Here is a 25,343-nt window from a genome sequence, read left to right on the forward strand (position 1 = left end):
TCATGGACGCAACCTCGCTGATCACCAGCGGCGCGATCGTCGTTTTCCTCGTGCAGCAGGCGAAGCGCTGGATGCCCGGCGCGTGGCTGCCGCTGCTCGCCGTGGTGCTGGGCGTGCTCGTCCAGATCGCTGACCACCTCGCCACCGGCGGTGCCGCCACCACGGCTGCACTGTGGACTGCCGGCGTCACGGGCGCGGGCGTGGGAATGGCCGCGGCCGGCGCGTACGACCTGGCCGTGGCCGGGCGTGCGCCGGCTGAGGTCGTGGAAGGTCCTCCCGGGCCTCCCGGGCCCGTAGGACCCATGGGCCCGACGGGCCTGCCGTACGCCGAGGAGGACGCATGAGCTGCACCGACGGTGCCGGAGTGGCGCTGAACTCGGCGCCGCGCCTGGTGGCCGCGACGCTGTCGGCGGGCTCGGCGGCGACGCTCGAGCTGCGCGACGCCCCCGAGGGCCCCGTGCTCCTGCGGGTCCGCGGCGAGGGCGGCGCAGTCGTCCTCGCCGTGGCTGCCGAGACCGTGCAGGGCACTGCGCGCTGGACCCTGGACGCGGCCACCGTGGCCATGCTCCTGGACGCCGACGCCGACGCCCTGCACGTGCTGGACGGTGGCGGCCACATCGTCTACGCCGGACCCATCGTGCGCGGCTCCGGGTGGGCGGGCGAGGGCTCTGTGCCCCACACGGCCACCGTGGGCGTGAGCCTGGCCGACGGGCCGTCCTACGCCACGGCGACGCTGACGGCCGGCTCCGCCGCCGTCCTCGTCGTGGAGGGCGTGACCGGGGCGCAGCTGGAGGTCCGCGCCGCGGACCGCACCGTGGCCCTGCCCACCCCGGCCGTGAGCGGGGGCGTGAGCACCTGGGTGCTCGACGCCGCCGCCGTGGACGCTCTGCTGGACGCGGAGGCGGAGTCGGTGCGCGTGCGCGACGCCGACGGCCGGATCGTCTACGCCGGGCCCGTGGTGCGCGGCTCGGGCTGGGCCGGCTCGGGTGCCACGCAGGTGCTGGCCTCCTACGTGGCCGGCCCGCGCGGCGAGCGTGGACCTGCGGGCGAGGACGGGCGTGACGGCATCGACGGCAAGGACGGCCGTGATGGTCTGGACGGTGCGCCCGGCAAGGACGGCGTCGACGGCAAGGACGGACGCGACGGGCTGGACTACGTCCCGAGCGACACCGACTGGCCCACCGTGCGCGTCCGCGCCGGCGACCCGGTGGACGACCTGGACACCCTGACCCCCGGTGAGACCCGCGTGTATGAGTCGGAGGCGAACGCCCCGCTGGCCTACATGCTGGACATCGGGAGCATGTCTGGTGCCTCGAAGACCGGCAACAAGGCCGCCACGGTGACTACGCTGACCGGCCCGGCCACCGCGCCGGCCACGCTGAGCTACGTTCTCACGGACTCCGCAGGGGGCACGTCCACGTGGACCGCCACCATCGACGTCCCGACCACTGGTTCCATCGAGCAGATCGCCGAGCTGCGTGACGGGTCCACCGTGCGCCGTGTGCTCTTCGACAAGGCGGCTGCGATTGCTGCTGAGGCCGCGAACCCGGTGGCGAATCCCGTCGGGTCCGTTGTCTACAGCATGACCGTGACCTCCCGCACCGTGACCTTCTCCGATGCGGCCACCGACTGGAACAGCCGCATCCGACCGGGGTCGTTCATCGCTGCGTACGACCACAACAGCCTGCAGGGCGAACGGAACACCTCCGCGGTGGTCGGTGAATTCGGGGCGACCCGCGTCGATGGTGCCATGCTGCACCTGGGCGGGGTGCACCGTCTCGGTAGTCAGATGGCCACGTACCAGGCATATGACGCCTCCACGGGGGCTAAGCGCGCCAGCGGCGGGACCACCTTCCCCACATTTGGCCTCAGTGGCCGACTCACTGTGTCCAACCCGTTCAACAACCTGTCCGCGGGCTCCGCGATCGACCCTCGACGCGAACAGGTCGGATACACCAACACCCCCGGCAGCAAGGCGGCGACGCGGCACATCGTGGCCGTCGCTGACCAGCGCAACTACAGTATCTTCGTGTACGTGTCTGGCCGGTGTGACCTCATCACCTGGAAGGCGCTCCACGTCGCCAAGGACGGCACCACCACGCCCAACCAGCCGGTCAGCGTGACCGGCGTGCCCGCCGCCGGACCCGGGTGGGCTCAGGTGCTGTGCTTCAACCACAACGTGCAGGTGGTGTGGCTCACCCAGGCCGACTGGGCCGCAGCCGGTGGTCAGCAGGACTCCGGCTGGCGGAACCTGACCTTCACGAAGAAGAGTGACTCTGACGTGAACGTCTCAGCCATGACCGGCCGGATCCGCATCACGTCGTCGGCGATCTTCCTCGAGATGACCGTGACCGCCACCGCCGCCGTCGGTTGGCAGCTGTGGGCCTGCGACGACCAGTGGGTGCAGAACAACGTCCTCACCCCCGGCGTGTCCGGCACGAGCTCGAGGAAGGACTCCTTCGCCACGGACGCGACCACCTGGAGCATCCGCCCGGAGGAGGTCGCACCCCGCAAGGTCACGCACATGCCCATGAACAAGATGGTTGCCGGCACCTGGGTTCTGCGCGGGACCTTCCCGCCGCCGGACGTCATGCCGGCCACGTGGCCCGGTACAGCTGCCAACTGAGCACAGCCCCGCCTAACCCGCACCACCGAGGGGGAGCACACCCGCCACACCCCCTTCCCGACCGTGTTCCCGGGCACCGCAGTCAGCGGCGTCTGAGACCCACCCCGCCAACGAAAGGCAACCCCCATGGCCAACGCCACCTCCACTCAGATCATCGCTGCCGCCGGCGACCACGACCTGCTCCGCCGGCTGCGTGCCATCGCGGCCGCTGAGGGGATCCCGTCCCCGCAGCAGTGGGTCGAGGGTCGCATGGATCAGCTCGCTGCAGCCCCGGCCACCGATGCCGGGGACACCATCGGGTCCGTCTACGAGTACGCCGTGGGCAAGTACACCCCGGTGCCGCGCCCGGGCGAGGACCCCACGGCGGTCACCGATGAGCACCTGCACCACGCCGTGGCTCACGTGCTCGGCCCGGTGTTTGAGCCTGAGCCGGCCGTCGACACGTCGGTCGTTTCCTGACCTCACGGTGCAGCACTCCCGCACGACGCGCCGTTGCCGGCTGACCGCTGGCGGCGGCGCGTCGCGCACCCGCGCGGTCGGCGGCTGGAAGTGGTACGACTCCCACGCGGCGTTCCTCGCCGGGCCCGAGGCCGCGGCCACCGCCGGCCTGCAGCGGACACGGATCGAGCAGGCCGGGCTGGACCCGGCCGTCGTGGCCGACGTGCTGGACCTCACGTTCGGCCTCCCGGTGCCGAAGAACGGCTGCCCCCTGGGCGCAGCCCGTCGGTGCCGTGGACGCCTCAAGAAGGGCGACCGCGTCTACGGCTGGACGAAGACCGCCTGACCACGAAGCAGAAGGCCCCCCGCCTGGGAAATCCCAGGTGGGGGGCCTTTTCTGCGTCCTCAGACCTCGGTCCAGGTGAGGGGCCAGCCGGTCTCGCGGCTGGCGCGGAACTCGAACCGCCCGGTGCCGTCGTCCACGGCACGTAGCGTCAGTGGGGCGATATCGGGGTGGTTCGCGTCCACCACAACGAAGCGGCCGTCCTGCGTCCAGGAGAGGCCCACGACCTGCCGCCCACCCAGGCCGAGCGCGAGCGCGCCGGTGCCGTCGGCGTCCAGGCGGGCGCGGCCCTCGACGGCGCCGCCGGTGCACGTGAAGCTGCGCGCCGTGGTCACTGCTTCGTCCACGTGTTGGCGCGCCAGCCGTGGCCCGGGTCGGCCTCGAAGAACAGAGACTTCGGGTCCTCGGCCTTGGCGCGGATGTCGTACGGGATGGCCGGGTTGGCCTTCACCGTGATGACGTCGTCCTCCAGCGTCCAGGTCGTGTCAGCCTCGGACGTGGGGCCGGCGGCGTTCGACTGCGAGTAGTGCGCCTTGCCGTCCTTGTCCAGGCGGATGTAGGCGTCGACGCCCTGCATGGTGGACTTGTAGCGCCCGACGTAGTCGGACTCCGACGTCCCACACGCGGTGAGCCCGAGGGCAAGGACGGCCGCACCGGCGGCGAGGGTAGATCTGCGGGTGAGCAATGGGTCTCCTTCGAGCAGTAGTGGGCCACGCACAGCGTAGCGGGCGGCGGGCCACGTGGTGCAGGGCGGCGCAGGGCGGATGTCTGCTGATTCGCTCAGTCAGACACGGGTCAGACACGAAATCAGACACGAAGAACCCCTGATCGGGGCGGCATTACTCACTCGATGTCTGTCTTGTCTACCTTTTTAGGGGAAAGTTCTACACACATGAGTAGAGGTCTCTCTAGATACTTTGCTCCGAATCGAGCAGACAAGACAGACAACCAGCCTTCGGCACCCTTTCCACACGTAGGCCAGCCGAACCGGCGTGTCTGACCGATGTCTGACTACGGTTCAGCCGTTGCGGAACACGTGCACGTCGCCTCCAGCGGCGTCCTCGACGACGTAGTCGAAGGCCAGGTCGCGCACCCAGCGCTCCCAGCTGAAGTAGGTGCGTGCCTCTTCCGACCAGCCGTGCTGAAGCCCGACGTCGTCCGCGAGCCGGTAGGCGTAGTCCTCGAAGGACGGCCAGCAGCCCTCGTAGGCGTCCTCGAACGCGCCCGCCGCCGGCAGCCCGTCCCCGTCCTCCTCGTAGGCACCAGAGCGCACCCAGGCGCAGAACCCGTCCCAGCGGTCCTCTCCGACCTCCTCGTGGAGCGCGCCCCAGCGCGCCGCCGTGGTCGGGTCCATCTCCTCGCGCACGGGGAGGCGCTCGTGGTCCATGACCCAGAGCTCTTCGCAGTCCCGGCGGGCACCGCCGGCGCTGCGGTGCACGTCGGCCAGGGTGACCGCGTCGGCGCCGGCAGCGTCGCACCAGTGCCCCACGAGCCGCCCAGCGTTGTAGCAGGCCAGGCAGCCGATCCACACCCGCGGCGCCGTCATCGGGCCAGCTCCGGGTCGAGCACCAGGCAAAGGTACGCCCGGCTGGCGAACGGTCCGACATAGGCGCGGTCGATGGTCATCACCAGTCCGGCGTCCACGAGGGCGCCCGCCAGACCGGCGTGCTCCGCCCAGTCCTTGATCCAGACCTCACCGGGGAGTACGGCCACGAGGCCGTACTCCCCGAGGTCGACGGAGAGGCGTTCGCGCTCGCCGTGCTCGTCCTCGAGCCAGAGGGCCGAGCGGCGGCGGTCGTAGTGGACGGTGCCGGTGAGTGTGACGCCCGGCAGGTGCAGGGCGACGCTACGCGCCGTGAGGGTGGGGGTGGGCATGGGGGGGTCTCCTTCCGTGGACACCCCGCATCCCGGCGACGGCTGCTGCCGGCGCCCAGGTCAGAACAGGTCCATCTGGCCCGACTTCTTCCGCTGGCGCTTGGCCTCGATGTACGGGCGGTGCATAGGCGGGCGCAACGGCTCCTTGCCCTGGAGCAGCTCGCGCACCGTGATGTGCTGCAGGCGCGGGAACACCTGACCGTTGGCCGGTAGGGTCCACGTGCCCCCGTGGTCGATGACCTCCTGCACCCCGCGGGTGGCCGGCACCAGCGTGATCAGGATGCCCATCTCGGCTCCGTGCTGGGTCACCGTGCCGTCCAGGTCGCGCGCCATGGCCGGGTTGATCGTCTTCCCGCCCTTCACGCTGACGAGGATGCGGCCGATCCCGCCCTTGCCATCCAGCGCGAACCTTCCGACACCGTCGATGCCCTTGTCCCCGACCTGCTTCTCGTTCGGCTGCGCACCGATCAGCGAGACGGCCCAGCGCTCGAACTCAAAGGCGTTCTTGTCGAACATGGCCTGGGCCGCGGCCAGGTCATACGGGATGCCCGAGACGGAGAACGTGTCCCGGATGTCGTCGCCGTAGGTGTGCTGGAGGCGCTTCACGATCAGGTCGATGGCGATGTACGTGATGTCGATGCCGACCCAGCGCCGCCCCAGCTTCTGCGCCGCGTCCACGGTCGTGCCACAGCCGCAGAACGGGTCGAGAACCACGTCACCAGGCTTGGACGCCATGGTGATGATGCGCTCGAGCAGGCGCAGGGGCTTCTGCGTGGGGTAGCCCAGGCGCTCCGCGTCCTGGGACGAGATCGGCGGGAGGTCCGTCCACACGTCGTCGATCGGCACACCCGGCTGCTCGTTCTGGAAGAGCTTGCGTCGGATGCGGCCCGCCTGGCTCTTGGGGAAGATCAGTCGCCCATCCGCGTCCAGGCGCGCCATCTCATCTGGGTCCACCCGCCAGCCGTTGGAAGGCGGCTGGTACCCCTTGTACTCAAAGGTGAGGTTCGGGCGGGGGCTCGGCGAGTCCAGCGGGGCTGAGGCATAGGGGCCTCGGCCGTCACCGTCGTCGTACTTGAACGTGGTCTTGTACGAGTCGGAGTGCTCCGTGAACTGCATGGCGAAATGCGCAGACGGCGACTTGGTGTAGTACAGCACGATGTCGTGGTTGCGCCCGAGCTTGCGGCGGGCGTCACCCTTGGTGGCCGAGCGCTTCCAGACGATCTCGTTGCGAAAGTTCTTGGGCCCGAAGATCGCGTCCAGCAGGATCTTCAGGTAGTGGCTCATCGTGGGGTCGCAGTGGAGGAACAACGAGCCGGTCGACTTCAGCACGCGGTGGAGCTCGACGAGGCGGGGCGCCATGTTCACGAGGTAGGCCATGGCGTCGTTCTTGCCCAAGAGCGTGTGGAACGAAGTGAGAGCCTGGGCCGCATTCGAGCTGGCCGTCGTCACGAAGTCCATGTACTGCTGTTCGGTGACGTGGGTCCAGCGCCACGTGTCCTCGAAGGCCTCGATCTGGGCGGCGGCCGCATCATCCACCGCGTCGTTCTTGGAGAAGATGACGGAGTAGTTCCGGTTGGAGTTGAACGGCGGGTCCAGGTACACGAGGTCCACGGACTCACTTGGGACATACTCTCGCAGGACCTCGAGGTTGTCTCCGAAGTACAGCCGATTCTTCTCCGTCGTCATGGGTACAGGGTACCTGTGTGGATTCTGCACGTTCACCAGGCGAATATGTCGCACACCTCTTGAGACCCTTCTCCCCGGAGACGGCGCTGAGGTGGCTCAGCCCGGCATCCTTCATGGCGTCCCCGAGCTCCGGGCTCTGGGCCGTGCGGTCCCCCAGCACGAGCCCGGGGATCAGCTGGGGCGCCGTGCCGATCAGGGGAGAGGCCGCGGCCCGGAACGCCGAGCGCAGCACCTCACGCCCGGAGGGTCCCGCCACGTCCGGCGGGAGTGCTGCTCCTTCCTGTGCCGGACAGGGCCCCGGGATCGGTGCCGCGCGTGCGGTGAGGAACACCGTGTCCCCCTCGCGCCGGGGAGCGGCCACGACACAGGCCTTCCCGCCCGCCGCGACACCGCCGTCCGCCGTGCCGAGCCCGAGGGGCGGCTCCCCCTCCCCCGTGAGGCGGACCGCCTCGGGCCGCTCGAACGCTCGAGAGGGGTGGCCGAATCGCGTGGCCGTGGCCGGGGCGCCCCACCGCGGTCCGAAGGGCGACCCGGTGGCCTGGGGTGGGGCGTCCAGCACCACCTCGACCCGCACGGCCTCTTCCGCGGTCACGGCGTCATCCCAGCCGACGCGCTCCCGCGCGGACTGGTGGAGGGCCACGTGCTGGGCCATCAGCGCTCCCGCCACGCCGGCCAGCACGACGGCGGTGGCCACGCCTCGCCGAGGGCGGTCGGTGCGTCGTGCTCCGGCGGATCGGCCGCCCACGATCAGCGCGGCGGCCCCGCACAGGGCGAGGAGCCCACACGCCCCGGACGCGAGGACGGACTCGTGCGCGGGCCGGCTCGGGAGCACGTTCCCGAGGGCCAGGCACAGCAGCAGCGCCGGAACCCATCGGACGTCCAGCGGTCCGGGGACGGCGCCGGCGCTCACGGGGTCACCAGCTCACGTGGTCACGCAGCCGCGCGAGGGCGGCCGGGCCGATCCCGGGCACCGCGTCCAGGTCCTGCAGCCCGCCGAACGGGCCCACCGTGTCCCGGTGCGCGATGATCTTCTCCGCCGTCGCCGGACCCACGCCCGGGAGCGTCTCGAGGGCGGCCACGTCGGCCGTGTTCAGGTCCACCGGCACCGCGCCCGCACCGTCGGGAGACTGCGCCCCCGAGCTGCCGGGCCCCGCCACCGCGGCCCCCGCTCGCCCGCTGGGAGCCGCCGACCCCGCTGGCGGCGCCCCACCCCCGGCCGCCGCGGCCAGCTCTGCGTCCGGCGTGCGAGCGGACGGGACCAGGACCTGCTGGCCGTCCGAGAGCGTCGCAGCGAGGTTGATCCGCTCGGTGCGCGCCTGGGACGCGGCCCCGCCGGCGGCCCGGATCGCGTCCGTGACCCGGGACCCGGCCGCCAGGGTCACGACGCCGGGCCGACGGACCTCGCCCACCACGTGCACGCGCACCTCCGCCGGTGCGGAGCCTTCGCCCGCGCCCCCGGAGTCCCCGGAAGAACCGCCGGACGGTGTCCCCGAGGACGCGCCGGGGGCCTCTCCGGCAGGCCTCACGGTCGCCCCGGGGCCAGGATCCGGGACGCTCGCGCCCGGGGCCGCGCCGGCGGCATCGCCCGAGGGCGGCGCCGGGACACCCGACACGGACCCGACCGATGCGGCCGGGGCGGGCGGAGTCGGGGCGGTCAGCCAGGTCACGGCCCACCACGCGATGGCCGCCACCAGCAGCACGAGCGCGGCCGTGCCGGCGGCGCGCCACCGGACGATCGGGGGGCGCGGCGGGACGGCCTCCCAGTCCTCACCGGGGCCGCAACCGCGGGGGTCCTGACCGTGGACGGGGCCGGGCTGCTCGGAGGGGACGTCCGGGGCTCGCGTGTGCATGGAGCCACTGTGGCCGGGCCGGCGGGTCAGGAGAGGCGCCCGCCGCGGCCTCGGGGATGGCGAGGAGCGACCCGACGCCTGTGCAGGAGCGGACTGCCCGGTCCACACACGCCCGGTCCGCCCCGGCTCGACTCGGCCTCAGTCGACCTCCACCTCGAGCGGGGTCACCACCACGCCCAGCGCGCCGAGTCCCAGGTGCGCGGCGAGGACCGCCGGCAGCTCGACGACGGGAACGGGCGTGGCCGAGTGCGGCTGCAGGCGCGCCACCAGCTCCTCGCTCCCCGCCGGGTCGCCGAAGCCGTGCACCACGATCCGGCTCGGCGTCCCGGCGGCACGCTCCAGGGCGAGCTCGACGATCCGGTCCATCGCGCGGGCCGCCGAGCGCGGGCGGTCCACCAGGGTGACCGCGCCGTCGTCGAGGGCCAGCACGGGGCGCACGTGGAGCAGGGTGCCCAGCAGGGAGGCCACGGCGCCGATCCGGCCGCCGCGGCGCAGCTGTTCGAGGCTCGGCACGGAGAACAGCACGGCGCCCGCCTGTGCGGTGGCCTCCGCCCGCGCGGTGATCTGCTCCACCGGCAGCCCCACGCCGGCGTCGATCGCCGCGTCCAGCACCGTGAGGCCGAGCGCGAAGCCGGCCGTGCCCGAGTCGAGGACCGTGACGGGGCGCGGGGCGTCCGCCGCGGCGAGCCGCGCCGCCTCCACGGTGCCGGAGAGCCGGCTCGAGAGGTGCAGGGAGAGCACCCGCGCGTACCCGGCCTGCGCGAGGTCGGCGTAGACGGCCCGGAACGCCCCCGGAGACGGCCGGGAGGTCTTCACAGGGGTGCCGGAGGCGAGGGCGACGGGCAGCTCGAACCGCAGGTCCTCCGTCCCCTCCGTGTGGATCTGCTCCCCCACCATCACGGGGAGGGTGACCTGGCGGATGCCCGCCGCCAGGGGGTGGGCGAGCAGGGCCGGCGGCAGGGCCGCGGCGGAGTCGGTCACGATCGCGGTCCGGTCCCGCCGGGGCGGCTTCAGCCCGTAGCGGGCCCGGCCCACCAGGTGGGGTCGGCGGGCGCGCAGGCGCTCCAGGACGTCGTCGCGCCACTGGTCCAGCGTCGCCATGCTCCCCTCCTCCTCCGGGCCGACGGGGCGGCCCGGCTCAGTCCGGCTCGCCGATCAGCGGATGACGAGGTTCACGAGCTTGGGCTCGCGGACGATCGCCTTGACGATCTGGGCGTCCCCGATGAACGCCATGACCTTCTCGGACGTCCGGGCGCGCGCCTCGAGCTCCTCGGCGGTGATGTCCGCGGGCACCTCGAAGCTGTCGCGCACCTTGCCCTTGACCTGCACGACGGCGGTGACCGCGTCCTCCACGAGGAGGGACTCGTCGACCTCGGGCCAGCCGGAGCGCACCACCGAGGGCTCGTGGCCCAGCAGCACCCACATGTCCTCGGCCGCGTAGGGCGCGACGAGCGAGAGCAGCTTGGCGACGACCTCGGCGGCCTCGCGCACCGCGGGATCCGCGGCGCCGGCCCCGTTGTCGATCACCTTGCGGGTGGCGTTCACGAGCTCCATGGTCCTGGCGATCACCACGTTGAACTTGCCGTCGTCCAGCAGCTGGGCGGCCTCGTGCACCGTCCGGTGGGTCACGCGGCGCAGGGCCGCGGAGCCGCCCTCGGCGGCGCCCGTCGCCGGGCCCGCCTCGCGGACGTCCCGGGCCAGGCGCCAGGCACGGGCGAGGAACTTGCCCGCGGCGCCGGGGGCGACGTCGGCCCAGTCCACGTCGTCCTCCGGCGGAGACGCGAAGACCATGGTGAGGCGGACGGCGTCCACGCCGAACTCGTCGAGCTGCTGTCCCAGGTCCACGCCGTTGCCGAGGGACTTGGACATCGCCTTGCCGCCGTTGAGCACCTGGCCCTGGTTGAGCAGGGCGCGGAAGGGCTCCGTGAACGGCACGAGGCCCATGCCGTGCAGCGCCTTCGTGAAGAAGCGCGCGTAGAGCAGGTGCAGGATCGCGTGCTCGACGCCGCCCACGTACTGGTCCACGGGCAGCCAGTCGCGCACCGCCTGGGGGTCGAACACCTGCGTCTCGTCCCACGGGGAGGCGTAGCGCAGGAAGTACCAGGACGAGTCCACGAAGGTGTCCATGGTGTCCGTGTCGCGCTTCGCCGGGCCGCCGCATCGCGGGCAGTGCACGTTGACCCAGTCTTCGGCGGAGGCGAGCGGGGACTGGCCCTTGGGCGCGAGCTGCTCGCCCTTGAGGTCGGTCGGCAGGGTGACGGGCAGCTGGTCCTCGGGGACGAGGACCTCGCCGCAGTCGGCGCAGTGGATCACGGGGATCGGGGTGCCCCAGAAGCGCTGGCGGGAGAGCAGCCAGTCGCGCAGGCGGTAGGTGGTGGTGCCGCGCCCGGTGCCCTTGGCCTCGACGACCTCGATCGCGCGGGCGATGGCCGCCGTCTTGTCCAGGCCGTCGAGCTCGCCGGAGTTGACCAGGACGCCCTCACCGGTGGTGGCCACCCCGGACACGGCCGGGTCCTCCTCGCCCGTGTCCACGACGGCGCGCACCGGCAGGCCCATGGCGCGGGCGAAGTCGAGGTCGCGCTGGTCGTGGGCGGGCACGGCCATGATCGCTCCGGTGCCGTAGTCGGCGAGCACGTAGTCCGAGGCCCACACGGGCAGGCGCTCCCCCGTCAGCGGGTTGACCGCGTGGCGGCCGAGGAACACGCCGGTCTTGGGGCGGTCCGTCGCCTGGCGATCGATGTCGGAGACCTTCTTGAGGTCCTCGCGGTAGGCCTCGAGGTCGGCCCGGGCGTCGTCGGAGACGAGCTCGAGGGCCAGCGGGGCGTCTGCGGCCACCACCATGAAGGTGGCCCCGAACAGGGTGTCCGGGCGGGTGGTGAACACGGTGACGGAGGGGCCGTCCTCCACCTGGAAGTCCACGTGCGCGCCCTCGGAGCGGCCGATCCAGTTGCGCTGCATCGCGAGGACCCGCTCGGGCCAGTGACCGGTGAGCTGGTCCATGTCGTCCAGGAGCGCGTCCGCGAACCGCGTGATGCGGAAGTACCACTGGTTCAGCGTGCGCTTGGTGACCTCGGTGCCGCAGCGCTCGCACGTGCCGTCCACGACCTGCTCGTTGGCGAGCACGGTCTGGTCCTTCGGGCACCAGTTGACGGGCGAGTCCTTGCGATAGGCGAGGCCCTCCTTGTGGAGCTGCTGGAAGAGCCACTGCGTCCAGCGGTAGTACTGGGGGTCGGAGGTGTGCAGCTCGCGGGTCCAGTCCACGGCGATCCCATAGCGCTGGAACGAACGCTTCTGGGTCTCGATGTTGGCATAGGTCCACGCGGCCGGGTGCGCGTCGCGCTTGATGGCCGCGTTCTCGGCCGGGAGACCGAACGAGTCCCAGCCGATGGGGTGCAGCACGTCGTAGCCGCGCTGCAGCCAGTAGCGGGCCACGACGTCGCCCATCGCGAACGCCTCCGCGTGGCCCATGTGCAGATCGCCCGAGGGGTAGGGGAACATGTCCACCACGGTGCGCCGCTCGGCGCCGTCCTCCCGCGGGGTGAACGTGCCCGCCTGCTCCCAGTACCCGGCCCAGCGCGCCTCCACCTCTCGGAACGAGTACTCCGCGTCCGCGGGGACCTCGGGAGTGGCGGGGGCGGGGGTCTCGGAGGTCTGGCTCACGGCGGTTCGTGTCCTAACGCGGTCGGGGTGGAGGAGCGGTGGCGGCGGGGGCGGGACGTTCGCGCGACGGCATGACGGCGGACCCGCCCGCGCGTGTGCGGGGCGGGTCCATCCTACGGCGTCGGCTCAGGCGCGGTGGGATCCCTCGGCCCGGCCCGGGTCGTCCTCGAGCTCCGCGTCCAGGTCCCGGGCGACCTGGCGCTCGATCGCGCCCGTCACCGCCGCGGGCTCGGCGACGGAGTGGGCGGCCGCCTCCTCGAGGGCGTCCGCGTGCGCGGTCGTGAAGCGCTTCTCCGGGTGCCGCTGCAGGCGGATGAGGGAGGACAGGCGCATGCGCAGGGTCCGCTCGGCGGAGAGCTCCCCGCGGTGGGTCAGCCACCAGGCCACCAGGACCACGGCCAGGAGCAGACCGAGGTAGCCCAGGAACGGGTAGACCACGTTCATCAGGGTGCCGAAGCCGAGGAAGCTCACCGCGAAGCCCACCAGGGTGACGGCGATGAACGCGGGGCGGTAGCGGTCGGGGCGGTCCGCCGAGATGCGCCGGCCCAGGGCGTAGAACATGCCGATGGCCGAGTTGTAGATCATGGCGTAGATGACCGCCAGCATGGCCCACCCCAGCACGGGGTGGAACGCGCCGAAGAGCTCGAGCATGGGCACGGAGGCGTGCCCGATCCGGTCGAAGTTCAGGTAGAGCAGCACGCCCGCCATGACCATGAGGACCGTGTAGAGCAGTCCGCCGGCGAGCCCGCCCAAGAACGCCTCGCGCGGATTGGTGATGGAGCCGCCGATGACGAGGCACATGGACACGGCCATCACGAGGACGAGTCCGGTGTAGTTCAGGGCCGAGAGCCACCACGGGTTGATGGGGGTGGCGGTCTGGGCCGCCATCGCCTCGTTGGCGGTGAAGGAGCCGTCCAGGGTGAGCACCGTGGCGAGGAACGCCCCCACGACGGCGACCACGACGAACGGCGTGAGCCCGGAGATGATGGAGGAGACCTTCTCCACGTCCAGCAGGCCGGTGACGATCACGAGCGCCGTCATGATGGCGGCACCCGCCCAGGTCGGCCACCCGAGCTGCTGGTGCATGGTCGCGCCGGCACCGGCCAGCATCACGAAGCCGATCGCGAAGAGCGTGATGGAGACGCTGACGTCCAGGATGCGGGCGATCACCGGGTGGGTCACGCTGCGGAACACGGCCTTGTGCTCGTTGGCCAGGAAGGCGCTGCCGAGCTGAAGGATCACCGCGCCGCCCACGGCCACGAGGACGCCGGCGAGGATTGCCCCCCAGATGCCGATCTCGCCGAACCCGACGAAGTACTGGATCACCTCGGCGCCGGTGGCGAAGCCCGCCCCGACGACGAGGCCGACGAAGGCGAGTGCGATCTTGGCCGATCTGAACACGGCGGAGTTCTGCATGGGGTTCCTTATCCTCGGGGGCAGGGCGCGGCACACCGAGGTCGATTCCCCGGTGCGGCCTCCGCAAGGGTAGTGGCGGGCCCGGGGGTCCGCCCAGGAAGCACGGGCGCTGGGCGCCGCCCTGTGCACGGTCTCACGCCCAGCCGAGGAGGCCTCCACCGCCCGGCGCCACCGATCCAGCAGGCGCTCGCGCACGCTCGCCGCCATGGCCGGCTCCCACCGGCGGTCTTCGCGCCACAGGGAGCACAGGGCGGCCTCGTCCGGCCAGACGCCGACGGCGAGTCCGGCCGCCCACGCCGCCCCCATGACGGTGGTCTCGGCCACCGCGGGGCGCACGACCGGCAGGTCCAGGATGTCCGCCTGGAACTGGAGGAGGCCCGCGTCGGCGGTCATCCCGCCGTCCACGCGCAGCTCCCGGATGCGCGTCCCCGTGTCCGCCGTCAGGGCCTCGAGCAGGTCCCGGCTCTGGTAGGCCGTCGCCTCCACCGCGGCCCGGGCGAGGTGGCCGCGATGGGCGAATCCGGTCAGGCCGGCGATGAGCCCGCGGGCGTCGGCCCGCCAGTGCGGCGCGAAGAGGCCCGCGAAGGCGGGGACGATCACCACGCCGCCGTTGTCCGGCACCGTGGCCGCGGCCGCCTCGACCTCCTCGGACGTGGAGATGATCCCGAGGCCGTCGCGAAGCCACTGCACGAGCGCCCCGGCCACGGCCACGGACCCCTCGAGGACGTAGCGCATCGGCTCCCCCGCCCGCTGGTAGGCGACCGTGGAGACGAGGCCGTGCGCCGACGTCGGCCGCTGCGTCCCCGTGTGCTGGAGCAGGAAGCAGCCGGTCCCGTAGGTGTTCTTCGTGTCCCCGGGGCGGAAGAGCGCCTGGCCGAAGCACGCGGCCTGCTGGTCCCCCAGCACCCCCGCCACGGGGACGCCCGCCAGCGTCTCGTGGCCGGTGACCTCGCCGAGCACGCCCACCGAGGGCACGATGCGCGGCGCCATCGCCTCCCACTCCTCGGGGTCGAGCCCGAAGAGCTCGAGCATGGGGGCGCTCCATCGCCCCGTCTCGAGGTCCATCAGCAGGGTGCGCGAGGCGTTCGTCACGTCGGTGACGTGGACCCCGCCGTGGACGCCGCCCGTGAGGTTCCACACGAGCCACGAGTCCACGGTTCCGACCCGCAGCCGCCCCGCGGCCGGTGCGGGCGCGGGCCGCGTCCTCGTGGCCGTCGGCGCGCAGGCGGGCGACGGCGTCGGCGGTGCGCGTGTCCTGCCACACGATGGCCCGGTGCACGGGCCGGCCGGTGGCCGCGTCCCACGCCACGGTGGTCTCGCGCTGATTCGTGATCCCCACTGCGGCGATGTCACGCGGGCCCCGGTGCGCGCGCGCCAGGGCGAGCGCGGTGAGCTCCCGGACGGCCTCCCACAGCTCCGTCGGATCGTGCTCGACCCACCCCGCGTGCGGGAAGTGCTGGACGTGCTCGCGCTGCGCACTCGCCACCACGTGCCCGTCGGCGCCCACCACCGCCACCCGGGTCGAGGTGGTCCCCTGGTCGATCGCGACGACGGCGGTGCGGCTCATGGGAGTGCCCCTAACGGGCGGCGCCCCCGCCTCATCGAGGCGGGGGGCGCCGTCGCGCGGGCCGGTCAGCGGTGGAGCTGCTTGGCCATCGGGCCGGTGATCATGTGGGTGCAGTCGCTCTGGATGTTCGCGAACAGGGCGCGACCGCCGCCGAAGCAGGGACCGGCCCACTCGCCGCGCTCGGCGATGTCCTTGGCCAGGGCCGAGGAGCCGGCACGCTCGGTGAACGCGGCGAGGTGGTTCGGGTCCGAGCCGTCCTCGGCGATCACGACGCCGCCCCACGGGGAGACGGTGATGTTGTCCGGGGCGTCGAAGTCACTGCCCACGGCCCAGGACTCCTTGAGGGTCATGGTCTGCTCCGCGAAGGAGTAGTCCATGATCATGCCCTGGTTGGCGACGGCCTCGGGGTGCTCGCTGTCCTTGACGGTGGAGTGGGTGAACCACAGGCCCTCGCCGGCGTCGTCGCTCCAGACGCCCTCGATCTTGCGGTGGGTGGTCGCGCCCGGGAACTGCTGGCGCAGGTCGGTGGTCTGCGCCTGGCGGTCGGCGCCGCCCTCGCCCAGCTGGGTGGCGATGCCCGGACGCAGGGTGACGCCCTGCGGTGCGGTCCAGCGGTAGAACAGGCCGCCCTTGGTGTCCTCGGTGAGGTAGGCGCTCGAGAGGTCGGCGCCGATCTCGGCGCCCTCCCACACGGCGCGGCCCCAGGCTTTGATGGGCAGCGGGATCCGCTGGGCCACCGGCTCGGGGGAACACCTCGAAGACGTAGCCGTGGTCCTTCTGCAGGGTGTGGGCCTGGCCGTCCACGGAGCTGGTGACGGTCTGCCCGGCGCGCTCGGTGGTCTCCTCACAGGCCAGCCAGGAGCCCCACGGGGTGGTGCCGCCGGCGCAGTTGCGGATGGTGCCGGAGAGGCCGACCCGCTGCTGGGCGAGCTCGCCCGAGCGGGAGACCTCGACGACGGTGTTGCCGCCCATGCCGGTGGGGCAGCCCGCGTCGTAGACGGTGCCGGGGACCAGTGGCACCGGGACCTTGGCGTTCGCGCGGCACTCGTGGTTGCGCACGAGGCGGGTCACGCCGGCGCGGTCGAAGGCGCCCATGCCGTCCAGGTTGGAGGGAGTGACCCCGACGACGCGGCCGCCGCGGTCGGACAGCAGGGGCTCGACGCCGATGGTGCCGATGCGGTGGGCCTTGAAGCCGCGGGGCATCGCGACCATGCCGTCCTCGGAGAGGGCGGACAGCTGGGCGCCGGCGGCGACGGGATCAGTGCAGGTCAGCGAGGTGGCGATCCCGCGTCCACGTGCCGAACCCCGCCACACGCACCGGTGAAGACGTGCGGGCGCCCCCCTGCGGAGCGTGCTCACTAGGCTGGGGGCGTGAAGCCGAACGACGACGCCGGCAGCGGCGCCCCCGTGCCGCCCGGGCACCGGGTGAGACTCTGGGACCGGGTCCGGATCCCGCGCCCGGACGACGGGCCTGGCTCGCTGACCGGATGCCCCGCGCGGATCCCCCGACGGCGCGAGGTGACCGTCCCCGACCCCGTGGCCGGGTCCGGCGTCGACGTGGCGGTGTGGGAGTACGCACCGGTGGGCCCGGCGGACGGGTCCAGGGGCGTCGATCCCGATGCCGCCCCCCGCCTGGTCTTCGTGCACGGATTCCGCGGTGACCACCACGGGCTCGCGCTCATCGCCGACGCGCTGCCCGAGTTCGCGATCTCCTCGATCGATCTGCCCGGCTTCGGCGCGTCCGAGGCCTTCCCCGCGGCCGAGCACTCGGTGGCGCACCACGCGGATGCGGTGGCCGCCGTCGTCCACGCGCTGGCGCTCGCGGAGCCTCCCCTGCTCGTCGCCCACTCGTACGGGTCGATCGTCGCGTCCCACCTCGTGGCCCGGGACCCCTCTGCGTGGCACCGGCTCGTGCTGCTCAACCCGATCGCCGAGCCCGCCCTGGACGCGTCGGGGTCGTGGACGGCGGCGGCGGCGGCCACCGTCGCGCAGGGGTACTACGAGGTCGCGGCGCGTCTGCCCGAGCGCGCCGGGCGCGCCCTGCTGGGCGCGGCGCCCGTGGTGTGGGCCACCACCGTCGTCATGAGTCGAACCACGGACAGGCGCGTCCTGGCCTACACCCATGATCAGCACCGCCGGTACTTCTCCCTCTTCGCCTCGCGGCGCATGCTCGCCGAGTCCTACCGGGCCTCCACGACATCCACGGCCCTCGACGCCGCCGCGGGGCTCGCGCTGCCCGTGGTCCTCGTGGCGGGTGCCGAGGATCCGCTGGGATCCGTGGCCGCACAGGAGCGCCTCGCCGCCGCGATCGCCGCGGCGGGAGGGACGGCCGACCTGCAGGTGCTGCCCGGCGTGGGCCACCTGCTGCACTACGAGCGGCCGCTCGCGTGCGCGAGGCTCATCCGGGAGGCCGCGCACCCGAGGTGACCGGCCGTGGCGGGTCCTGGACGGAGGCCGTGCGGGGCCGCCCGGCTAGAGCACCCCCGGCGGGTCCAGCCGCACGCGCACGGCCTTCTGCTCGCGGCGCGCGCTCGCCGCGGAGCGGGCCGTGCGCAGCACCGCGACCGTCTCGTCCGCGGCGGCGTAGGGGAAGAGGAGCAGCGCGCGGTGCTGGGTCTCGTCCACAGGGTCCGGCACAGGGCCGATCCACGGCAGCGGGGCCGCGTCGCCGGGACGGGCGCCCGGCTCGAGGTCGAGGGAGGGCTCGGCGTCGGGCCCCACCCGCCGCCTCTCGCGTCGCGCGGCCTCGACCAGGCCCAGGTACTCCTTCACGGCGGCGGCGTCCCCCGTCACCTCGGCGAGCCGCCCGGCGGGCGGCAGGCGCAGCTCCCGACGCTCCGCGACCTGGTGGCTCGCGAAGCCCGCGGGATCGCGCCGCACGAGGGCGCCGACGACCCCGTCGTGCTCGGCGGTCACCACCACGGTGCCCCCTTCGGACGCCGGGCGGACCAGGCACGCCGCTGCCAGCCAGCGGGCGAGCACCCGAGAGGGCACGTCGAGCCCCTCGCGCTGGAGCTGGGCGTCGCCGTCGAGGAGCAGCGCCGCCGCGTAGCCGCCGGGAGCGGTGGGCTCGGCACCCACGGTGGCCACGACGACGGCCGGCGCGTCCGCCACGGAGCCGAGGCGGTGCTGGCCGGAGGAGGCGTGGACGGGGACTCCGGGGAAGGAGCGGCCGAGCTCGTCGGCGGTCCGGTCCACACCGCGCGCGCCGGCGCGGACGTGCGTGCCCCCGCACTCGGTGCAGCGGAACGCCCGCTCGCGGGTGCCGCACCAGCGGCACGCGAGCTCACCGCGTTCGGCGGCGTGCCGGTCGCGGAACGCGAGCGGGCCGGAGCACTCCCGGCACCGGGCGGGGGTGCGGCACCGCTCGCAGACGAGCGCGGGGATGAACCCGGCGCGGGCCACCTGGACGAGCACCGGCCCGGGACGGGCACCGGTCAGGGCCTCGCGCGCGGCGGCCCACGCGGCGTGCGGAAGGCGGGCGCGCCGGGCGAACGGGTCGCGCGCCCTCTCCCACGCGTCCGCGGTGGCGACCACGCGCGGGCCGATCGCCCGCTGGAGCTCGCGGCCGGGGCCGAGGTGCAGCAGCCAGCCGGCCTCCACGAGGCGCTGGACCGGCACAGAGCGGGAGGGGCCGGCGAAGAGGAGCGCGCAGCCTGAGGCCCGGGCGCGCTCGAGCACGACCTCACGCACGTGGAAGTAGGGGCTGCGCGGCTCGGCGTAGGCGTCGTCGCCGTCGTCCCACATCACCACCAGTCGGAGATCCTTCAGCGGCGCCCAGGCGGCGGCGCGTGTGCCCGCGACGATCCGCACGGTGCCCTCGAGGGAGTGCAGGTGCGCACGGTACCGCGGGGTGTTCCCGTCCTCGGAGCCGATGCGGGCGTAGGCCTCCCCGCCCACGGCGCGGTCGAGGGCGGCACACAGCCGGTCGAGGTCGCGGTGGTCGGGCACCAGCAGCAGGACGCTCCCGCCGGAGGCCGCCACGGTGCGGGCCAGCGCGGCGAGGGCCTCGGCCTCGTCCCACTCCCCCACGCGGCTCGGGACGGCGGCGGCGGCCCGGACCCCGTCCCCCGCGCACGCGGCGGCGACGAAGGCGGCGCCGCCCTGGAGCGACTCCCAGACGGTGGGCTCGGCCGCCGCCGGGGCGCCGTCACCGCCCGGGGCGTCGTCGTCAGGGGTCTCGACCCGGGCGACCGGGTGGTCCGCCGTCGGCTCCGCCGTGCGTCCCGCGAGGATCTCCTTCTCGACCTGCACGACCCGCGGGGGCACCGCCGCGCGCAGCACGTCCGTGACGATGCCCGCCTGCCGGGCGGCCACGGCCCGCGCCACCGCGAGGACCTCCTCTGTCAACGGCGGGACCGCCGTGAGCACGGAGGTGAGCGCCGTCAGTTGGGCCCCCGTGACCGGCTCGGCCTCCCGGGAGACGAGCCAGCCGGTCATCTCCCGGCCGCCGAAGCGCACGCCGACCCGGGAGCCGGGCACGGCCCGCGCGTCGAGCTCGGCCGGGACGAGGTAGTCGAACTCTCGGTCCAGGTGCGGGACGGGCGTGTCCAGCAGGACGCGGGCCACCGGGTCCTCCGGCCAGCCCTCCGCGCTCTCGGGCAGGCGGGGCCGCGCCTCAGAGGCGGGAAGGGCGAACAGCGCGTCCGTGATGGCTCACACCCCGCTCAGACGCCGGCGGCGCGGCGCAGCTCTTCCACCCGGTCCGTGCGCTCCCACGTGAAGTCCGCCTCTTCGCGGCCGAAGTGGCCGTGCGCCGCCGTGCGACGGTAGATGGGGCGCAGCAGGTTGAGCTGCTTCACGATGGCCGAGGGTCGCAGGTCGAAGACCGCGTTCACGGCGTCGATGATCGTCTCCTGGGAGACGGCGCCCGTGCCGAAGGTCTCCACGTAGAGCCCCACGGGACGGGCGGAGCCGATGGCATAGGCCACCTGGAACTCGGCGCGCTTCGCGAGCCCTGCGGCCACCACGTTCTTGGCCACCCAGCGCAGCGCGTAGGCCGCGGAGCGGTCCACCTTCGACGGGTCCTTGCCCGAGAAGGCCCCGCCGCCGTGGCGGGCCATGCCGCCGTAGGTGTCGACGATGATCTTGCGGCCGGTCAGGCCGGCGTCGCCCACGGGCCCGCCGATGACGAACTTGCCGCCGGGGTTCACGATGACGCGCGTGTCCGAGGCGTCGAGGCCGGAGAGGTCGATGATCGGACGGATCACGTGCTCCTCGACGTCGCGGCGCAGCTGCTCCTGGGAGACGACGTCGTGGTGCTGGGTGGAGACCACCACGGTCTCGACCGTGCGGGGCACGTGCTGCGCGTCGTACCCCACGGTGACCTGCGTCTTCCCGTCGGGCAGCAGGTACGGCATGGGCGAATGCTCCTGCTGGCGCACCTTCGTCAGCCGCTCGGAGAGGCGGTGCGCGAGGTGGATGGGCATCGGCATGAGCGTGGGGGTCTCGTCCGTGGCGTAGCCGAACATGATGCCCTGGTCTCCCGCGCCCTGCTCGTCGTCGACGTCCGCGGAGCCGTACTCGCGCGCCTCGAGCGAGCGGGAGACCCCGGCGAAGATGTCCGAGGACTGCTGGCCGATGGAGATGCTGACGCCGCACTGGGCGCCGTCGAAGCCGTTGGCCGAGGAGTCGTAGCCGATGTCCAGGATGGTCTCGCGCACGAGCTTCGGGATCTCCACGTACGCGGACGTGTTGACCTCGCCGGCCACCTGGACGAGCCCCGTGGTGGTGAGCGTCTCGACGGCCACCTTCGCGGACGGGTCCGCGGCGAGGATGGCGTCCAGGATGGCGTCCGAGATCTGGTCGCAGATCTTGTCCGGGTGCCCGGCCGTGACGGACTCGGAGGTGAAGAGGCGGAGCTCACCGCCGCTCACCCCGCGGTACGGCTCGGTGGGTCGGGAGGGGCTCTTCTGGGCGGCGTCGGTCATGCGTCCCACTCTAGAACAGCGGGCGGGCGGGGCACGGCGTCGTCCACCGCCGCGCGGCGCGCGGGCCGCGGCCGTCGCCGCGTCACGGCCGACGTCGAGGGAGCGGGTCAGGGGCCCGCGGCCACCTCGGCTGCCACGGCCTCGATGACGACTCCGGCCGCCTCCGCCTTGGTCCCCGCGCGGTGCAGCGGCGCGCGCCCGTCCGCGAAGAGCACCGTGACCTCCGTGAGGTCCTGGCCGAACACCTTGTCCGTCCCGACCTCGTTGACCACGAGCATCTCGCAGCCCTTGCGGGCCAGCTTCGCGCGGCCGTAGTCGAGCACGGACGACGTGGCGTCCCCGGTCTCCGCGGCGAAGCCCACGATCACGGGGGCCATGGACTCCCCTGCGGCGCGCGTGCGGACGGCCGTGGCGAGCACGTCCGGGGTGCGCTCCAGGACGATGGTCGGAGCGCCGCCGTCGTCCGTCTTCTTGATCTTGGCCTCGGCCACCTGCGCCGGCCGGAAGTCCGCGACGGCGGCGGCCATGATGAGCACGTCGGTGTCCGCGGCCTGGGACAGGACGGCGTCGAGCAGCTCCTGCGTGGACTCGACCCGGGTGACGTCGGCGCCCGCAGGCGGCGCGACGGACATGGCGGCGCCGATGAAGCGCACGCACGCCCCTGCGGCCAGGGCGGCCTCGGCGAGGGCCACGCCCTGCTTGCCGGAGGAGCGGTTCCCGAGATAGCGCACGGGATCGAGCGGCTCGCGGGTGCCGCCGGCCGTGATCACGACGGTGCGCCCGGCCAGGGGGCCGTGCGGGACTGACTCGCCCGACGCGGCGGACGCCGACGGGGCGGTCACGGCCGCCTCACGGTCCCTGGCGGGCGCGGCGATGGCCGCGGCCTGGGCGGCGGCCCAGATGTCCTCGGGCTCGGGCAGGCGGCCGGGGCCGGAGTCCCGGCCGGTGAGCCGGCCGGACGCCGGCTCCACCACGGTCACGCCGCGCTCGCGCAGCAGGGCCGTGTTGGCCCGCGTGGCGGGGTGGTGCCACATCTCCGTGTGCATGGCCGGGGCCAGCACCACAGGGCAGGTGGCCGTGAGCAGCACATTCCCCAGCAGGTCCGGCGCGAGCCCGGCCGCGGTGCGCGCGAGCAGGTCGGCCGTGGCCGGGGCCACCACCACCAGGTCGGCCGAACGGCCCACCCGGACGTGGTTGACCACGTCCACGGCCTCGAACGTGTCTGTCCGCACGGGTCGCCCCGAGAGGGCCTCCCACGTGGGGGCGCCCACGAACTTCAGTGCGCTCGGCGTGGGGACCACGGTGACGCCGTGGCCCGCCTCCGTCATGAGACGCAGCAGGAGGGCGGACTTGTACGCGGCGATGCCGCCGCCGACCCCCAGCACGATCTCCATGGCGGGATCAGGACTCCTGCGCGTCCTCGTCGGCCGGCGCGCCGGCCTCGGGCTCCGCCTGCTCGCCCTCCTCGGCGCGCACGGCCTCGCCCGCCTCGGCGATCTCGGCGGGGTCGCCCACGGGCTGGCCGGCGTCCGAGTGCTCGAGGAGCGAGAAGGGGTCGTCGTCGCCCGGGAGGGAGAAGTCTCCGAAGTCCTCGGCGGCGAGGTCGGCCGCGGGGGTGGGCTCCTGCTCCTCGCGGGAGACCAGCAGGTCCGACTCGATCTCGCGCAGCGAGATGGAGAGGGACTTCTCGTTCAGGGAGGTGTCCACAAGGGGGCCCACGTACTCGAAGAGGCCCTCGTGGAGCTGCGAGTAGTAGGCGTTGATCTGGCGAGCGCGCTTGGCGGCGAAGAGCACCAGGGCGTACTTCGAGTCCACCCGCTCCAGGAGGGAGTCGATGGGCGGGTTGACGATGCCGTCGTACTGTTCGGTCACGAGTTCTCCAGAGTCTGTCGCTGTCTTGACTGGCCCGGTTCCCGCCGGGCGGCGGCCAGGTTCTAGGCCTGGGGCGAACGGCGCTCGGGGTCCAGCCCCATGAGTCTCACCAGTTCATCGGCGGCCCGCTCGACGGTGTCGTTCACGACGACGGCGTCGAACTCGGGTTCCGCGGCGAGCTCCAGTCTAGCCGTATCCAGACGGCGCCGCTGTTCCTCGGGCCCCTCGGTGCCGCGCCCGACGAGCCGGGACACCAGCTCGTCCCAGCTCGGCGGGGCGAGGAACACGAAGGTGGCGTCCGGCATCGACCGCCGCACCTGGCGGGCACCTTGGAGGTCGATCTCGAGGAGCACGTGGCGTCCGGCCGCCACGGCCTCCTCGACGCGGTCCCGCCGCGTGCCGTAGCGGTTGAGCCCGTGCACCACGGCCCACTCGAGCATCTGGTCCCGCTCCACCAGCTCGTCGAACTCCTCGGGCGAGGTGAAGAAGTAGTGCACCCCCTCCTGCTCGCCCGGCCGGGCCGGGCGGGTGGTGGCGGAGACCGAGAGCCAGGCCTGCGGGAAGTGGTCCCGGACGTAGGCGGAGACGGTGCCCTTGCCCACGGCGGTGGGCCCGGCCAGCACGGTCACGCCGGGGCCGGGGGCGACGACGGCGGTCCGCGCGGCGGGGATGGCGGGCACCGGGCCCTGGTCGTTCAGCTCGGTCACTCGCGCTCCTGGGACGGCGGCCGGGCTCACCGCGATACGGCGCTCACCGGTCCGCGACGGGGGTGGGGGTCACCGGCCAATATAGGCGATCAGCGCCTCGCGCTGGCGCCGGCCCAGTCCCCTGAGGCGCCGCGGCGCGGAGATCTCGCACGCCTCCATGACGGTCTGGGCGCGGACCTCCCCCACGCCGGGGAGCGCCTGGAGCAGGTCCACGGTGCGCAGCCGGGCGATCGCCGGATCGGCGTCCGCGCGCTTGAAGACATCATGGAGGGTGACCTCGCCCTCCGCGAACGAGGCCTTCAGCGCGGCACGCGCCTGCCGCGCCTCGAGTGCCTTCGAGCGCGCCTCGGCCCGCTCGGCCGTGCTGAGTTCCCGCAGTGCCATGGGCCGCCCCCTTCTCTGTCGCGCGATGCGCGGCGTCACCGAACCGTTCGAGGTTCAACGGATCGGAGAATCACCGATCTGAGAGGGGAAGATACCACTTCGTGTGGCGTCGGTCACTTGGCGTGCAGGGGTCATCTCATCCACCCAGGTCAGCGCGACTCTGCTCGAGGGAGGCGATCAGGCCCGCCAGGGTCGGCCCCGCCGCGAGGATGCCGCGGGAGGACGTCGCCAGCACCTGCGGCCACGCCGGGCCGAAGCCCGCGCGCATGCCCGCGGCCGTGGCGCCCTGGGCGCCGAAGCCGGGCGCCAGCAACGGGCCGCCCACGTCCTCGAGCCGCATGCCCAGTCGCGCGGCCTCCTCGGCGACGGTCGCCCCGACGACGAGCCCCACGGGCCCCCACTCGCCGGGTGCGGCCAGCCGGGCGTTGAGCTCGGCGGCGGCCTCCGTGATCCGTCGCGCGACGGCGCCGCCCTCCTCCCCCGCGCCCACATGCTGCACGTCGCGACCCTCGGGGTTCGAGGTGAGCGCGAGCACGAACACGCCGCGTCCGGCGGCGTGCGCGGTCTCCGCGGCGGCGGTCAGCGTCCCGAAGCCCAGATACGGGCTCAGGGTCACCGCGTCGGCGGCCAGCGGGGAGGCGTCCTCGAGCCACGCGGCGGCGTAGCCCGCCATCGTGGAGCCGATGTCCCCCCGCTTGGCGTCCGCGATGGTGAGCACGCCCGCGGCCCGGGCCTCGGAGAGGAGCCGCTCGAGGGCCGCGAAGCCGGCCGATCCGTGGCGCTCGTACAGGGCCACCTGGGGCTTCAGGGCCGCGACGCGCGGGCACTCGCCGCCCGCGGCGGCCTCGAGGGCGGTGAGGGAGAAGGACTCCAGGCCCGCGGCCGTGTCCGGCAGCCCCCACGCACGCAGCAGGACGGGATGCGGGTCCACGCCCAGGCACAGCGGCCCGGCCGCCGCCATGGCGTCGGCGAGGCGCCGCCCGAACGGC

At 73.4% G+C, this 25,343-nt stretch carries 22 protein-coding genes and 2 pseudogenes; 5 read left to right on the forward strand and 19 right to left on the reverse strand.

The features are described 5' to 3' along the window. Positions 1-2 precede the first annotated feature (2 nt). From LG274_RS02750 to LG274_RS02765, 4 genes are all read left to right on the forward strand, one after another. Entirely contained in the window at positions 3-344 is a 342-nt protein-coding gene (locus LG274_RS02750; RefSeq protein ID WP_404465263.1) for a hypothetical protein, read from the forward strand. Then, positions 341-2,626 (forward strand): hypothetical protein, encoded by a 2,286-nt coding sequence (locus LG274_RS02755; protein WP_404465265.1) that lies wholly within the window; start codon positions 341-343, stop codon positions 2,624-2,626. Before LG274_RS02750 ends, LG274_RS02755 begins: the two co-directional genes overlap by 4 nt. A gap of 126 nt (positions 2,627-2,752) precedes the next feature. Then, positions 2,753-3,085 (forward strand): hypothetical protein, encoded by a 333-nt coding sequence (locus tag LG274_RS02760; protein ID WP_404465267.1) that lies wholly within the window; start codon positions 2,753-2,755, stop codon positions 3,083-3,085. A 7-nt stretch (positions 3,086-3,092) separates the two neighbouring features. Then, complete coding sequence (locus LG274_RS02765) at positions 3,093-3,410, forward strand: hypothetical protein (RefSeq protein WP_404465269.1); 318 nt, start codon at positions 3,093-3,095, stop codon at positions 3,408-3,410. Between the two features lie 59 nt (positions 3,411-3,469). On the opposite strand, the gene LG274_RS02770 is transcribed toward LG274_RS02765, so the two are convergent. The 12 genes and pseudogenes from LG274_RS02770 to LG274_RS02825 form a co-directional block, all read right to left on the reverse strand. Beyond that, positions 3,470-3,742 (reverse strand): hypothetical protein, encoded by a 273-nt coding sequence (locus LG274_RS02770; protein ID WP_404465271.1) that lies wholly within the window; start codon positions 3,740-3,742, stop codon positions 3,470-3,472. Continuing rightward, positions 3,739-4,092: a hypothetical protein gene (locus LG274_RS02775; RefSeq protein WP_404465273.1), complete on the reverse strand. Its 354-nt coding sequence runs from the start codon at positions 4,090-4,092 to the stop codon at positions 3,739-3,741. Before LG274_RS02775 ends, LG274_RS02770 begins: the two co-directional genes overlap by 4 nt. 333 nt (positions 4,093-4,425) lie before the next feature. Continuing rightward, on the reverse strand, positions 4,426-4,953 hold the full coding sequence (locus tag LG274_RS02780; protein ID WP_404465275.1) for an antirestriction protein ArdA: 528 nt from the start codon (positions 4,951-4,953) through the stop codon (positions 4,426-4,428). Continuing rightward, positions 4,950-5,282 carry a hypothetical protein gene (locus LG274_RS02785; RefSeq protein ID WP_404465277.1) on the reverse strand — a complete coding sequence of 111 codons (333 nt, stop codon included), beginning with the start codon at positions 5,280-5,282 and terminating at the stop codon, positions 4,950-4,952. The genes LG274_RS02780 and LG274_RS02785 overlap by 4 nt, the downstream gene beginning before the upstream one ends. Positions 5,283-5,342: 60 nt before the next feature. Continuing rightward, a complete protein-coding gene (locus tag LG274_RS02790; protein WP_404465279.1) occupies positions 5,343-6,968 on the reverse strand; it encodes a site-specific DNA-methyltransferase in 1,626 nt (541 codons plus the stop codon). Further along, on the reverse strand, positions 6,898-7,878 hold the full coding sequence (locus LG274_RS02795) for a hypothetical protein (RefSeq protein WP_404465281.1): 981 nt from the start codon (positions 7,876-7,878) through the stop codon (positions 6,898-6,900). The genes LG274_RS02790 and LG274_RS02795 overlap by 71 nt, the downstream gene beginning before the upstream one ends. A 4-nt stretch (positions 7,879-7,882) precedes the next feature. Beyond that, the gene (locus LG274_RS02800) at positions 7,883-8,818 is read right to left on the reverse strand and encodes a helix-hairpin-helix domain-containing protein (RefSeq protein ID WP_404465283.1); all 936 of its coding nucleotides are present in this window, start codon (positions 8,816-8,818) and stop codon (positions 7,883-7,885) included. Positions 8,819-8,956: 138 nt separating this feature from the next. Further along, on the reverse strand, positions 8,957-9,919 hold the full coding sequence (locus LG274_RS02805) for a DegV family protein (protein ID WP_343281951.1): 963 nt from the start codon (positions 9,917-9,919) through the stop codon (positions 8,957-8,959). A gap of 54 nt (positions 9,920-9,973) precedes the next feature. Next, positions 9,974-12,478: a leucine--tRNA ligase gene (leuS, locus tag LG274_RS02810; protein WP_404465286.1), complete on the reverse strand. Its 2,505-nt coding sequence runs from the start codon at positions 12,476-12,478 to the stop codon at positions 9,974-9,976. A 1,563-nt stretch (positions 12,479-14,041) separates the two neighbouring features. Continuing rightward, a pseudogene (locus tag LG274_RS02815) lies at positions 14,042-15,461 on the reverse strand (FGGY family carbohydrate kinase); the annotation flags it as partial. A gap of 65 nt (positions 15,462-15,526) precedes the next feature. Then, positions 15,527-16,198, reverse strand: a complete 672-nt coding sequence (locus LG274_RS02820; RefSeq protein ID WP_404465288.1) for an alkaline phosphatase PhoX — start codon at positions 16,196-16,198, stop codon at positions 15,527-15,529. Between the two features lie 22 nt (positions 16,199-16,220). Further along, a pseudogene (locus tag LG274_RS02825) lies at positions 16,221-16,673 on the reverse strand (alkaline phosphatase PhoX); the annotation flags it as partial. A gap of 159 nt (positions 16,674-16,832) precedes the next feature. Here LG274_RS02825 and LG274_RS02830 point away from each other — a divergent pair. Next, positions 16,833-17,888, forward strand: a complete 1,056-nt coding sequence (locus LG274_RS02830) for an alpha/beta fold hydrolase (RefSeq protein ID WP_404465290.1) — start codon at positions 16,833-16,835, stop codon at positions 17,886-17,888. Between the two features lie 45 nt (positions 17,889-17,933). Here LG274_RS02830 and LG274_RS02835 read toward each other — a convergent pair whose 3' ends face one another. The 7 genes from LG274_RS02835 to pyrF all read right to left on the reverse strand — a co-directional run bounded on the left by LG274_RS02835 (position 17,934) and on the right by pyrF (position 25,315). Continuing rightward, the gene (locus tag LG274_RS02835; RefSeq protein WP_404465292.1) at positions 17,934-20,030 is read right to left on the reverse strand and encodes a primosomal protein N'; all 2,097 of its coding nucleotides are present in this window, start codon (positions 20,028-20,030) and stop codon (positions 17,934-17,936) included. A gap of 98 nt (positions 20,031-20,128) precedes the next feature. Continuing rightward, on the reverse strand, positions 20,129-21,391 hold the full coding sequence (gene metK, locus LG274_RS02840; protein WP_404465294.1) for a methionine adenosyltransferase: 1,263 nt from the start codon (positions 21,389-21,391) through the stop codon (positions 20,129-20,131). Between the two features lie 107 nt (positions 21,392-21,498). Beyond that, a complete protein-coding gene (locus LG274_RS02845) occupies positions 21,499-22,785 on the reverse strand; it encodes a bifunctional phosphopantothenoylcysteine decarboxylase/phosphopantothenate synthase (protein ID WP_404465296.1) in 1,287 nt (428 codons plus the stop codon). 7 nt (positions 22,786-22,792) lie between these two features. Next, a complete protein-coding gene (gene rpoZ / locus LG274_RS02850) occupies positions 22,793-23,263 on the reverse strand; it encodes a DNA-directed RNA polymerase subunit omega (RefSeq protein WP_366370355.1) in 471 nt (156 codons plus the stop codon). Between the two features lie 62 nt (positions 23,264-23,325). Then, positions 23,326-23,943, reverse strand: a complete 618-nt coding sequence (gmk, locus tag LG274_RS02855) for a guanylate kinase (protein WP_404465986.1) — start codon at positions 23,941-23,943, stop codon at positions 23,326-23,328. 96 nt (positions 23,944-24,039) lie between these two features. Further along, positions 24,040-24,354, reverse strand: a complete 315-nt coding sequence (mihF, locus tag LG274_RS02860; protein ID WP_404465299.1) for an integration host factor, actinobacterial type — start codon at positions 24,352-24,354, stop codon at positions 24,040-24,042. A gap of 136 nt (positions 24,355-24,490) precedes the next feature. Next, positions 24,491-25,315 carry an orotidine-5'-phosphate decarboxylase gene (gene pyrF, locus LG274_RS02865; protein ID WP_404465988.1) on the reverse strand — a complete coding sequence of 275 codons (825 nt, stop codon included), beginning with the start codon at positions 25,313-25,315 and terminating at the stop codon, positions 24,491-24,493. Positions 25,316-25,343 lie beyond the last annotated feature (28 nt).

This window comes from Micrococcus antarcticus, assembly GCF_044872765.1.
Classification (GTDB): Bacteria; Actinomycetota; Actinomycetes; order Actinomycetales; family Micrococcaceae; genus Micrococcus.